Raw genomic sequence first — 12,138 nt, 5'->3', positions numbered from 1 at the left:
ACCGCTACGACTGCGCACGCGCGCCTCAGGACCGCAAACGTCCCTGTTCGGTGCCTTCGCCCCCGCGCTCCTCGGAGGACTCCACCGGGCCCTCGGGCTCCATGCGCCGTACGGCGAACACCGTGGTGTCGTCGCCGAGCCGCCCCCCGCTGTGCCGCAGCACGCCGTCGCGGACCGTGCGCACCAGCCGCCGGGGCTCGGCACGGCCCGGCTCGGCGGCGACCGCACGGGTGACCTCCCTCGCCAGCGGATAGAAGACACCGCTGCGGTCACGGGCCTCGGTCACCCCGTCGGTGACCAGCAGCAGCGTCTCGTCGAAGGCCAGCGGCACCCGGTGCACGGGCGGCACCCCCTGCCCGAGGTCGCCGAGGCCGAGCGGCAGCCCGTCCCCGCTGGGCAGTTCGCGCACGCCGTGGGGGCCGACGGCGAGCGGCGCCTCGTGCCCGAAGTTGACGGTCTCGACGAGACCCGGGGTGTCCTGCGGGAAGCCGATCAGCACGGCGGTGGCGAACCGGTCGCCGTCGTCGTGGCCGAGTGCGGTGGTGTGCATACAGTGCCGCAGCATCCGGATCTCCAGGCGTTCGGCGACGGTCGCGAGGTCCTTCTCGTGGTAGCCGGCCTCACGGAAGGTGCCGAGCAGCGCCGCGGCGGCCTCCACCGCGCCGAGCCCCTTGCCCTGCACGTCGCCGACGAGGACGCGGGTGCCGTGCGGGCCGGGCTGGATGTCGTAGAAGTCGCCGCCGACCCGGGCGTCGACCTCGGCAGCCAGATACACGCCCGCGTGGTCCAGCCCGGCCCAGCGCGGCGGCAGCGGGCGCAGCACGGTACGGCGGGTGGTCTCGGCGATGTCCCGGATGTGCACGATCTGCCGCTCCCGGCGCACGCGCACGGCGCAGGCCAGCGTGGCCAGCAGGCCGCCGAGCGCGACGAGCACGAAGTCGCCGAGACCGGCCTGGAACTGGTCGGGCCAGGCGCTGTCCACGACGACGTACGTCACCACCGCCAGCACGACGAAGGCGCCCGTCGTCCACACCCCGCAGATCGCGGCGGCCGTACCGGGCACCAGCACGATCCAGGAGATGATCCGGAACTGCTCGGTGGTGTTGTAGTCCACCAGCACGACCCCGGCGAGCAGCAGCAGGGGCGGCACCCAGGCGATGCTCCGGCCCCGGAAGCGCAGCAGCTGGCGCTCCCGCCCGTACTCCATCTCCGTCACGGCGGGCAGCCCTCCATGCACCCAGCGAAACACGGCGGACAACCGCCCGCATCCGGGCCCCGTCACCCGCCCGGCCGACTTGCCGGGCGGTGCCCCCAGGTGTGCTCTGGACGGAGGAAGAGACGGAGAAGGAGACGCAGAGAGAGGAGTCCTCCCATGGCTCAAGCGGCACCCGCGCCCGGTGGGATGTCCCGTCCCGGGCGTATGCCGGAGGTCGAGGGACGGGGATCCGGCGCGCGCGGCCGTACGCCCGTGCCCCCGGACGTCTTCGACGCGCGCACCCATCGCGTCGCCCACATCGCCGTCCCGGTCGTGCTCGGCCTGGTCTACGGCTACTGGGTCGCGGCCAACAACCGCTCCGGCGGCGCCATCACCGGCTGGAACCTGCTGCTCGGGTTCGCCAGCGCGCTGGTGTTCGCGGTGGTGTGCACCGCCCTGCTGACACTGGCCCCGCGGATGCGGCGGGAGATGCACGCGCTGCTGTGGACGGCGTTCGCCGGCTGCGCGTTCGGCTTCGTCTACAGCCAGACCGGCGCGACGGTCCTGCGGTCGATACTGATGGCGCTCGCGGTGGCGGCGGCGACGTTCATCGTGTTCTTCTACCGCTACTACACACGCGAGGACGCGTCCGGCCGCCGTACCCGCTGAGCGGGGGACGCCGACGGTGTGTGCGTGGGCCCCGGCCACCCGGCCGGGACCCACGCACTCCCCTGTATCCCCTCTTCCCACACCGGCCCCTTGAGCCGGTTTCCGTCTCCCCAGCACCAGGAAACACCCGTTCGGACGAACCCTCCACCGGAGACCGAAATCCCCGCTCCGGCCAGGGGGTACGGGCCCAAGGGCTACGGGGGCGGGTGCGAGGCGGGTTCGAGAGGGGTCCCCCCGATGCCCCGCCCGGCTCGCGCCCGCGCCCCGAAGGCCGTTGCCTGGAAACGTGCCCCCACGTCTGAGGATCAGGAGCGCCCTGTCGGCCGTGCTGATCACCCTGGCCTGCCTCCTCGTGCCGTTCGGCGCGCTGGCGGCCTGGGCGGCGTACGGGCTCGTGGACACGGGCCGGTACGTCACCGCGATGGCCCCGCTCGCCGGCGACCCGGACGTGCGGGACGCCGTCGCGGACACCGTCGGAGACGGGATCCTGCGCGCGGTGGACGAGCACATGGGCGTCCGCCCGGACGGTGGCTCCGTGCGCCCGTTCGTGCACGACGCGGTGCGCTCCTTCACCCAGACCGAGGCCTTCCGGCTGGCCTGGGACACCGTCAACCAGGTCACCCACGACGCGGTCCTGCGTGCCCTGCGCGACGGGCGGGGCACGAGGGCCGGGCAGCCGGTCACCGTCGACCTCGCCTCCGTCACCGACCCGGTCAAGCGCCGGCTGACCCACGACCACGTACCGCTCGCCGCGCGCATCCCGGTGCAGCACACCGCGGTCGCCGTGTTCCCGGCCGAGGAACTGGCCACGTTCCGGAAGGGGTTCCATGTGCTGGAGGTCGCCGGCTTCTGGCTGCCGGTGACGGCGGTCGTCTTCGCCGCGACGGGAATCGGCCTGGCCGTCCACCGCCGCCGCGCCATCACCGCGACCGCCCTGGGCACGGCCCTGGGCGGCGCCCTGCTGGCCCTGGCCCTGTCGGTGGGCCGCACCCTGACCCTGTCCGGCCTCCCGCCCGACGTCCCCCACCCCGCCGCGGCCGCGGTCTACGACGCCCTCACCTCCACCCTGCGCACCACGGCCTGGCTCCTGCTGGCCCTGGGCCTGACAGCGGCACTCACGACCTGGCTGACCCGCTACGTACGAGTGACCCGCCCCGCCCGCCGCCGACCGCCGACCCCCACACCGCCGACGGAGCGGGCACGGTCGCGGATTTGAGGGGCGCCACAGCCCCACGCCGGGGACGCCGCCGGGCGTAGGACGCCGAGCCGGATAATGGCCCCATGCCCCGAGAGTTCCCCATCGGCCTCACCCCTCCCGACTGGCTGGTCCGGAACCTCCAACCCCAGCGGGCCCCCGTCAACGGGCCCGCCGTGGCCCGCGCCGCCGTCGCCATGGCCCTGCCCCTGGTGATCGGCCTGGCGGCCGGCCACCCCGCCTACGGCGCCCTCGCCTCCATGGGCGCCCTCTCCGGCGTCATCGGCGACACCGCCGACGCCTACCGCATGCGCATCCTCAACATCGCGGTACCGCAGCTCTTCGGCGCGGTCGGTGTCACACTCGGCGCGCTGGTGTACGGCCACGGCTGGTACGCGGTCGCCGCCGTCACCGGCGTGGCACTGCTGTCCGGCATGATCTCGACGATCGGCGCGGTGGCCTCGGTCTCCGGCCTGCTGCTCCTCCTGAACTGCGTGGTGGGAGCCGGCCTCCCCCTGCCCCGCCCCTGGTGGGTGGCGCCGGCCCTGATGACCGGCGGCGGCCTCCTCGTCCTCCTCCTCGCCCTGCTGGCCTGGCCGTTGCGCTCGGGCATCCCGGAACGCGCGGCGGTCGCGGCCACCTACCGAACGGTCGCCGCACTCCTCACCGTCTCCGGCACGGACCGCACCGAGGAGTACGACGAGGCCCGCCGGACCGTCACCCAGTCCCTGAACCAGTCCTACGACCTGATCCTGGCCCGGCGCGCCCGCCAGCACGGCCGCAGCCACGAACTCACCCGGCTGCTGGCCCAGTTGAACGCCATCACCCCGGTGGTCGAGGCGGCCCCCGCCGCCCATCTGGCAGCCCGCCCCCTCCCCCCGCAGATCCCGGACGCGGTCGCCCAGCTGGCCCATGCGGTCGAGACGGGCTACACGGGCCCGACAGCGCTCTCCCTGCCCCTGGCCACCACGGAAACGGCCCGCGCGGTGGACCACGCCCTGCGGCACACGGCCGAGGTGGTCGCGTGCCCGGACATGGACCCACGAGGCATCGACGACCGCCTGGGACGCCCCGCGACGCTGGGCAACCGCACGGCAAGAGCGGCCCGCAACGTGATGGTCTCCGCCACCTCCTGGCGCTACGGCCTGCGCCTGGCGGTCTGCATCGGCATCGCCCAGGCCCTCGTCTCGCTGATCCCGGTCGCGCGCTCGTACTGGGTGGCCCTGACGATCACCTTCGTACTGAAGCCCGACTTCGGCTCGGTCTTCTCCCGCGCCCTGCTGCGCGCGCTCGGCACGGTGGCGGGTCTGGTGATCGCGGCGGTGGTCCTGGCGGAGGTTCCCCTGGGCTGGTGGGACGTACCGGTGATGCTGCTCCTGGCCCCGCTGATCCCGGCCCTGACCCCCCGGGGCTACGGCTACCAGACGGCGGCGATCACCCCGGTGATCCTGCTCCTCTCCCACATCCTGAACCACCAGGGCACCGCCCTGCTCCTGCCCCGTCTGGCGGACTCGCTGCTGGGCTGCGCGATCGCGCTGATCGCCGGCTACCTCCTGTGGCCGGAGAGCTGGCACACCCGGGTCGGCGACCGCCTGGCCGACGCGGTGCGGGACACGGCCGCGTACGTGGAGACGGCGTTCACCACCGGCACAGCGACCGACCCCGCCGCCCGGGCCCGTATGCGCCGCCGCCTCTACCGTGACCTGTCGGTGATCCGTACGGAGTTCCAGCGGGCCCTGACCGAACCACCGCCGACCGGCCGCCGCGCCGCCGCCTGGTGGCCGCTGGTCGTCGCCGTCGAACGCATCGTCGACGCCACGACGGCGGCCCGCGTCCGCGTGAAGCACGGCGCGCCGCAGCCGTCGACGGCCGAAGTCGCCCAGATCACACTGCAGCTCGGAGAGCTGTCGGAGGGGGTACGCAACGCCGAGACTTTGACCCCGGTTCGCACGGATCTCACCGGTCCGGCCGGTAGCGTTCTGGAACCGCTCCGCCAGGAAGTCGCGGCGGCCCGGTCGATCGCATCCCCACACTGAGCCCTTCGCTAACCTTACGTGTCCGTCCTGGCCAGGGATCTACGGGCATCAACTCACGCGAAGGGTTGCGCACATGGGCATTCTCACTCTCCTGCGGAACGCATTCGGCCGCTCACGCAAGGGACGAGCCGCCGAGGCAGAGGGTGCGACCCGCCGCCCGCCCCAGCCCGAGCCCACCACTCCGGCTCCGGCGACCGAGTCCTCCACCATCCCCGAGCCCCGCCGCTCGACCCCCGAAACGCACGACCTGGTGGCACAGGCCTTCGACAAGGTGAAGGTCCCCCACCCGTCGCCATCGGAGGAGACGGACCCGGCCGAGACCCTCACCGAGGAGCCCGCAGCGAAGAAGACCGAGGGCACCACCGAGGCCGAGACGCCGACCGAGGGCACCACCGAGCCCAAGGCCGAGGAGCCGACCACGGAGAAGGCCGAGGAATCGAGCGAGCCGGAGGCAGAGGTCGAGGTCGAGGCAGAGGTCGAGGCAGAGGCAGAGGTCGAGGCAGAGGTCGAGGCAGAGGTCGAGGTCGAGGCAGAGGTCGAGGCAGAGGCAGACGAACCGGCACGGGCGACGGACCCGGAGCCGGAGCCGGAGCCGATCGCGGCGGAGGCAGACGAACCGGCGACCACGGAAGCGAAGCCGACGGCCGACACCACCACCCCGGAAACGGAAGCGGAAACGGAGCCCGAGGCGGCGGCCGAGCCGCAGCAGCCGACGGAGCCGGCCGCACCGGAAGCAACCGAACCGGAGCCGGAGCCCGAGGCGGCGGCCGACACCATCGCACCGGAGCCGGAGACCGAGCCCGAGCCGGTCTCGGAGCCGGAGCCAGTAGCGACGGCGACGGTCGAGTCGACCTCGGAAGCAGAACCGACGGCCGACACCACCGCCCCGGAAACGGAAGCGGAAACGGAAACGGAGCCCGAGGCCGGCTCCACCACCCTGAAGACCGAGCCCGAGCCCGAGCCGGAAACGGAAGAGAAGCCGGAGACCAAGCCCGAAGCAGCAGCCCAGCCGCAGCCGGAAGCCATCGAACCGGAGCCGACGACGGAGCCGGTGTCAGAACAGAAGCCGGAGGTCATCGAGCCGGAAGCGGCGGAGCCGGAGCCGGAGACAGACGAACCGGCACGGGCGACGGAGCCGGAGCCGATCTCGGCGGAGGCAGCCGCACCGGCGACCACGGAAGCGGAGCCGACAACCGACGAAGCTGCCGCGCAGGCCGACGAAGCTGTTGCACCAGCAGAAGAGGCGGCCACACCGGCCGAAGAATCGATCTCCCCGCAAGGCGCCGACGGCCAGGACCAGCCCGCCCCGGCCATCCCCGCCACTCTTGCCACCGCCTACAAGGCCGCCACGGCCACCCTCGAGAACACCGACCTCACCGCCACCCGAGCAAAGCTCTACCTGGTGCTGGACCGCTCCGCGAGCATGCGCCCGTACTACAAGGACGGCTCGGCCCAGGCCCTCGCCGACCAGACCCTCGCCCTCGCCGCCCACCTCGACCCCGAGGCCACGGTCCACGTCGTCTTCTTCTCCACGGAGCTCGACGGCACCACCGACCTGACCCTCACCCCGGACCACGAGACGAAGATCGACGACGTGCACGCGGGCCTCGGCCGCATGGGCCGTACCAGCTACCACGCCGCCGTAGAAGCCGTACTCGCCCACTACGACCAGCACAAGAGCAACAAGAACAACAGCGATCCCGCCCTCGTCGTCTTCCAGACCGACGGTGCCCCCGACGCGAAGACCCCCGCCACCCAGGCCCTCACCGAGGCCGCGGCGTCCCACCCCACCGTGTTCTTCTCCTTCGTCGCCTTCGGAGAGCACGACAACAAGGCCTTCGACTACCTCCGCAAGCTGAAGACCGGCAACACGTCCTTCTTCCACGCGGGCCCCACCCCACGCGAGCTGACGGACACCGAGCTGTACGAGGGCGTACTGGCCGCCTGGCGGCCGTAGGCCCACGGCGCCCCGGGGGGGTGGACCACACCGTCCACCCCCCGAAACGCGTGTGAGTCGATCACCGCGAGCCCAGTAGGATTCCGACTTATGGCGGCCACTGGATCCGAGAAGCAGGCGGGTAAGGCGTTCTACGTCTCCACGCCCATCTATTACGTCAACGACGCTCCTCACCTGGGCCACGCCTACACGACCGTCGCAGGCGACGTGCTCACCCGCTGGCACCGTCAGCGCGGCGAGAAGGTGTGGTACCTCACCGGCACGGACGAGCACGGTCAGAAGATCATGCGTACGGCCGAGGCGAACGGGGTGACGCCCCAGCAGTGGGCGGACAAGCTCGTCACCGAGGCCTGGAAGCCTCTCTGGGAGCACCTGGAGATCGCGAACGACGACTTCATCCGCACCACGCAGAAGCGCCACACCGACCGCGTCCAGGAGTTCGTGCAGGACCTGTACGACAAGGGCGAGATCTACAAGGGCGGCTACGAGGGCCCGTACTGCGTCGGCTGCGAGGAGTACAAGCTCCCGGGCGAGCTGCTCGACGGCGAGGGCGAGTACGCGGGCCAGAAGCTGTGCCCGATCCACAAGAAGCCCGTGGAGATCCTCAGCGAGGAGAACTACTTCTTCCGTCTGAGCGAGTACGGCGACAAGCTCCTCGCCCACTACGAGGCGAACCCCGGCTTCATCCAGCCCGAGTCCGCGCGCAACGAGGTCGTGAACTTCGTCCGCCAGGGCCTGCAGGACCTGTCCATCTCCCGCTCGACGTTCGACTGGGGCATCCCGATCCCCTGGGACGACAAGCACGTGATCTACGTGTGGGTCGACGCGCTGCTGAACTACGCCACGGCGGTCGGCTACAACGAGAACCAGGAGAAGTTCGAGACCACCTTCCCGGCCGACGTCCACCTGGTCGGCAAGGACATCCTCCGCTTCCACGCGGTGATCTGGCCGGCCATGCTGATGGCACAGGGCCTGCCCCTGCCCGGCAAGGTCGCCGCCAACGGCTGGCTGATGGTCGGCGGCGAGAAGATGTCGAAGTCGAACCTGACCGGCATCAAGCCCCAGGACCTCACCTCGCACTTCGGCGTCGACGCCTACCGCTGGTACTTCCTGCGCGCCATCGCCTTCGGCCAGGACGGCTCCTTCTCCTGGGAGGACTTCTCCGCCCGCTACACGAGCGAGCTGGCGAACGACTTCGGCAACCTCGCCTCCCGCGTCGCCGCCATGGTCGGCAAGTACTTCGACGGCACGCTGCCCGCGGCGACCGCGGACGGCGAGGCCGAGAAGGCGGTCCACGACGGTCTCGCGAAGGCGGTCGCCGAGGCCGACCGGCGCATCGGCGACGAGCTGGACTTCCAGGGCGGCATCCTGGCCGTCTTCGACTTCGTCAAGCAGGTCAACGGCTACATCACGGAGCAGGAGCCGTGGAAGGTGGCCAAGGACGACTCCGAGGAGGGCCGGGCGCGCCTCGCGACCATCCTCTACACCGCGGCGGAGTCGCTGCGGGCGGTCGCCGTCCTGCTCAACCCGGTCATGCCGGAGACCTCCCAGAAGCTCTGGGACTCCCTCGGCGCGGAGCCCTCCCTCGGCGCGCTCGCCGAGCAGCGGGTCCAGGACACGGGCGAGTGGGGCAGGCTGCAGCCGGGCGCCACGGTCACCAAGGGCGCGGTCCTCTTCCCGCGCCTGGAGGAGAAGCCGAGCGCGTAGGGGCGTGGTTCCTCGCGTGAGGAGGCCTGGGAGCGACTTGCTTCCGGGCCTCCACCCCGCACCGGCACCCCGAGTCAGCTCCGCGACGCGTGCGCCACGAAGTCGGCCCACGCGCCCGGCGCGAGCGCGAGCTGCGGACCTGCGATGTGCTTGGAGTCGCGGACGTGGACGGTACTGGGAGTACAAGCGATCTCAACGCAGGAGTCGCCCTCGTTGCCGTCGCTGTAGCTGCTCTTGAACCACGCCAGTTCGGAGGCGTCTCCGGCGGGGGCGTTGCGGATCATTTTTCTCCCAGCAGTTGCTCGATGAAGGCGCACGACTCCCCCGGTGTGAGGGCCTGGGCCCGGATGACGCCTAACCTCAGCTCAAGCACCCGAAGCTGCTTCGGATCCGAAGTCGGTCGGCCGTTGAAGGCACCATCGGAGCGCCCCACTGCCGTACCGTCTCCGAACTTCAGCACCTCGATCTTGCCTTCAACTCCGGGGTGGGCATCGGTCTCCGCCGGCATCACCTGGAACATCACGTTGCGCAACTGGGCCACCTCCAGCAGATGTTCGAGCTGGCGGCGCCACACCATTGTGCCTCCCACCCGGCGACGCAGCAGGGCATCTTCCAGCACGAAGCTCAACGCTGGCACAGGTGAGTTAGGCCCTTCCTGAGGGACACCGAAAACCCCAGCGCGCCCCCGCACGCCCAGTCCCGTGTCCCGGGCAGAAACCACCCTCACCGGGACCGGCACCTCGCCCCCGGCGTCGCCGCCCGGCTGGCCGCCGCGCCGCGCAGAGTTGCCGTCCTTCGCGGAATGTTCTCTGGCAGAGTCCGATGTCGTGAACCACCACGTCCACCTCCCCGAACCCCACCGCCGGCTGCTCGCCGACGTCGTCACCGCGGGCGGCCCCCACGGGCTGGTGCTCGCCGGCGGCTACGCCCTCCAGGCGCACGGCCTGCTGCACCGGCCGCACGCGAACCTCGACTTCGCCACGGAGAGCGCCGAGGACCTGCCGATGATCGCCGGCGCCGTGGCCGCCGCACTGGAGGCACGGGGCCGCCGGGTGCTGACCGGGACCGTCGGCGTGCTCACCGCTCAGCTGACGGTCACCGACCCCGAGAGCGGCGAGCCGTGCGCGCTCGCGCTGCACAAGGAGGCGTTCTGGCAGCCGCCGGACCTCACCGAGTACGGCCCCACGCTGTCCCTGGCGGACGCGGTCGGTACGAAGATCCGCGCGCTGTACGACCGGGGCGCGGCCGTCGACCTGGTCGACGCGCGGGCCGCGGCCGCCCGGTTCCCGCTGCCCGGCCTGGAGGAGCTGGGCCGCCGGCACGCCCACGACCCCTTCGACCTGCCCACCCTCCAGTCCCGGCTGACCGGTTCGGACTTCTACGCCGACCGGGACTTCCTGCGCTACGGCCTCACCGAGGACGAGGTCGTCGCCCTGCGCGCCTGGGCCCAGCACTGGTCCGACGACATCGCCGAACGGCTGCTGGAGGACGGCGCCTCTCCCGACGAGGACACCGGCGAGGACACCGGCGACAGCTGAGGCCCGGAGCCCCCTCGGGGTTCCGGGCCTCAGCCACGCGTACGGTCTACGGCTACTTCGGCTGCGGCTTCCTGATGTCCAGGTGCAGCTCGCGCAGCCGGGCCTCCTCCAGCTCGGTCGGGGCGCCCATCATCAGGTCCTGGGCGTTGCCGTTGAGCGGGAAGGAGATCGTCTCGCGGATGTTCGGCTCGTCCGCGAGGAGCATGACGATGCGGTCCACGCCGGGGGCGATGCCGCCGTGCGGCGGGGCGCCGAAGCGGAAGGCGCGGAGCATGCCCGCGAACTTCTCCTCGACGGTCTCGCGGTCGTATCCGGCGATCTCGAACGCCTTGAGCATGATCTCCGGCTCGTGGTTCCGGATCGCGCCGGAGGACAGCTCGACGCCGTTGCAGACGATGTCGTACTGCCAGCCCAGGATGTCCAGCGGGTCCTGGGTCTCAAGCGCCTCCAGGCCGCCCTGCGGCATGGAGAACGGGTTGTGCGAGAAGTCGATCGCGCCGGTGTCCTCGTCCTTCTCGTACATCGGGAAGTCGACGATCCAGCAGAAGCGGAAGACGTTCTCCTCGAACTGGCCGGCGCGCTTGGCGGCCTCGACGCGGACCGCGCCCATGATCTTCGAGACCTCGTCGAACTCGCCCGCGCCGAAGAAGATCGCGTGGCCGGGGGCGAGCGAGAGGCGCTTGGTCAGCTCGGCGACGTTCTCCTCGGTGAGGAACTTCGCGATCGGACCGGACAGCGCCCCGTCCTCGCCGACACGGACCCAGGCCAGGCCCTTGGCGCCCAGCGTGACGGCGAAGTCGCCGAGCTGGTCGAAGAACTTGCGGGGCTGCGCGGAGACGTCCGGCACCGGCAGGGCGCGCACGTGCTTGCCGGCGAACGCCTTGAACTCCGAGCCCTCGAAGACATCGGTGATGTCCACCAGCTCCAGCTTGGCGCGCAGGTCCGGCTTGTCGGAGCCGTACTTCAGCATCGCCTCGCGGAACGGGATGCGCGGGAAGGGGGACGTCACATGGCGGCCGCCGCCGAACTCCTCGAAGAGTTCCGTCATCAGCTGCTCGATCGGCCGGAAGACGTCCTCCTGCTCGACGAAGCTCATCTCGACGTCGAGCTGGTAGAACTCGCCCGGCGAACGGTCGGCGCGGGCGTCCTCGTCGCGGAAGCAGGGCGCGATCTGGAAGTAGCGGTCGAAGCCGGAGATCATCAGCAGCTGCTTGAACTGCTGCGGGGCCTGCGGCAGGGCGTAGAACTTGCCCGGGTTCAGGCGCGACGGCACGACGAAGTCACGCGCGCCCTCGGGGGAGGTGGCGGACAGGATCGGCGTCGCCATCTCGTTGAAGCCCAGCGCCGTCATCTTGTGCCGGATGGCCGAGATGACGGCCGTACGCAGCATGATGTTGCGGTGCATGCGCTCGCGGCGCAGGTCCAGGAAGCGGTACTCCAGGCGCCGCTCCTCGTTGACCCCGTCCTCGGCGTTGATGGTGAAGGGGAGCGGGGCGGCGGCGCCCAGCAGCTCGACCTCGGCCACCTCGACCTCGATCTCACCGGTCGGCAGGTCGGGGTTCACGTTCTCGGTTCCACGTGAAACAACGCGGCCGTCGACGCGGACCGTGGACTCCTTGGAGATCGTGTCCAGGGCCTCGTACGCGGGCGTGCCGGGGCGGGCGACCAGCTGCGTGATGCCGTAGTGGTCGCGCAGATCGATGAAGAGGATGCCGCCCAGGTCGCGCCGATTGTGCAGCCAGCCACTCAGCCGGACGTCGGTGTCGACGTCAGAGGCGCGGAGCTGGCCGCAGGTGTGGGACCTGTACCGATGCATCGTCGTTCATCGTCCTTCGTTCGTG

The 12,138-nt window shown here is 71.3% G+C and carries 9 protein-coding genes and 1 pseudogene; 6 read left to right on the top strand and 4 right to left on the bottom strand.

Features of this window, described 5'->3' with window-relative positions:
- Positions 1-25: 25 nt before the first annotated feature.
- A complete protein-coding gene (locus ADK64_RS20650; protein ID WP_053661236.1) occupies positions 26-1,207 on the bottom strand; it encodes a PP2C family protein-serine/threonine phosphatase in 1,182 nt (393 codons plus the stop codon).
- Positions 1,208-1,372: 165 nt separating this feature from the next.
- On the opposite strand from ADK64_RS20650, the gene ADK64_RS20645 reads away from it, so the two are divergent.
- From ADK64_RS20645 to metG, 5 genes are all read left to right on the top strand, one after another.
- On the top strand, positions 1,373-1,864 hold the full coding sequence (locus ADK64_RS20645) for a hypothetical protein (RefSeq protein ID WP_053661094.1): 492 nt from the start codon (positions 1,373-1,375) through the stop codon (positions 1,862-1,864).
- A 286-nt stretch (positions 1,865-2,150) separates the two neighbouring features.
- Complete coding sequence (locus tag ADK64_RS20640) at positions 2,151-3,080, top strand: hypothetical protein (protein WP_053661092.1); 930 nt, start codon at positions 2,151-2,153, stop codon at positions 3,078-3,080.
- A gap of 65 nt (positions 3,081-3,145) precedes the next feature.
- Positions 3,146-5,095 carry an FUSC family protein gene (locus tag ADK64_RS20635; protein WP_053661090.1) on the top strand — a complete coding sequence of 650 codons (1,950 nt, stop codon included), beginning with the start codon at positions 3,146-3,148 and terminating at the stop codon, positions 5,093-5,095.
- Between the two features lie 73 nt (positions 5,096-5,168).
- Positions 5,169-7,052 carry a VWA domain-containing protein gene (locus tag ADK64_RS20630; protein ID WP_078992745.1) on the top strand — a complete coding sequence of 628 codons (1,884 nt, stop codon included), beginning with the start codon at positions 5,169-5,171 and terminating at the stop codon, positions 7,050-7,052.
- 90 nt (positions 7,053-7,142) lie between these two features.
- Positions 7,143-8,759, top strand: a complete 1,617-nt coding sequence (gene metG / locus ADK64_RS20625) for a methionine--tRNA ligase (RefSeq protein WP_053661088.1) — start codon at positions 7,143-7,145, stop codon at positions 8,757-8,759.
- A gap of 74 nt (positions 8,760-8,833) precedes the next feature.
- Here metG and ADK64_RS20620 read toward each other — a convergent pair whose 3' ends face one another.
- Both ADK64_RS20620 and ADK64_RS20615 read right to left on the bottom strand, forming a co-directional pair.
- A complete protein-coding gene (locus tag ADK64_RS20620) occupies positions 8,834-9,043 on the bottom strand; it encodes a DUF397 domain-containing protein (RefSeq protein ID WP_053661086.1) in 210 nt (69 codons plus the stop codon).
- Positions 9,040-9,402: pseudogene (locus tag ADK64_RS20615) on the bottom strand (DUF5753 domain-containing protein); the annotation flags it as partial. The pseudogene ADK64_RS20615 and the gene ADK64_RS20620, both read right to left, overlap by 4 nt.
- A 184-nt stretch (positions 9,403-9,586) precedes the next feature.
- Here ADK64_RS20615 and ADK64_RS20610 point away from each other — a divergent pair.
- Positions 9,587-10,297 carry a hypothetical protein gene (locus ADK64_RS20610; RefSeq protein ID WP_053661084.1) on the top strand — a complete coding sequence of 237 codons (711 nt, stop codon included), beginning with the start codon at positions 9,587-9,589 and terminating at the stop codon, positions 10,295-10,297.
- A gap of 52 nt (positions 10,298-10,349) precedes the next feature.
- Here the strand turns inward: ADK64_RS20610 and aspS are convergent, their stop codons facing one another.
- Entirely contained in the window at positions 10,350-12,113 is a 1,764-nt protein-coding gene (aspS, locus tag ADK64_RS20605; RefSeq protein WP_053661082.1) for an aspartate--tRNA ligase, read from the bottom strand.
- Positions 12,114-12,138 lie beyond the last annotated feature (25 nt).

This window comes from Streptomyces sp. MMG1121, assembly GCF_001280015.1.
Lineage (GTDB): Bacteria > Actinomycetota > Actinomycetes > Streptomycetales > Streptomycetaceae > Streptomyces.
The sequence above is the reverse complement of the archived record's forward strand: the minus strand, read 5'-3'. Positions and strand labels throughout refer to the sequence as shown.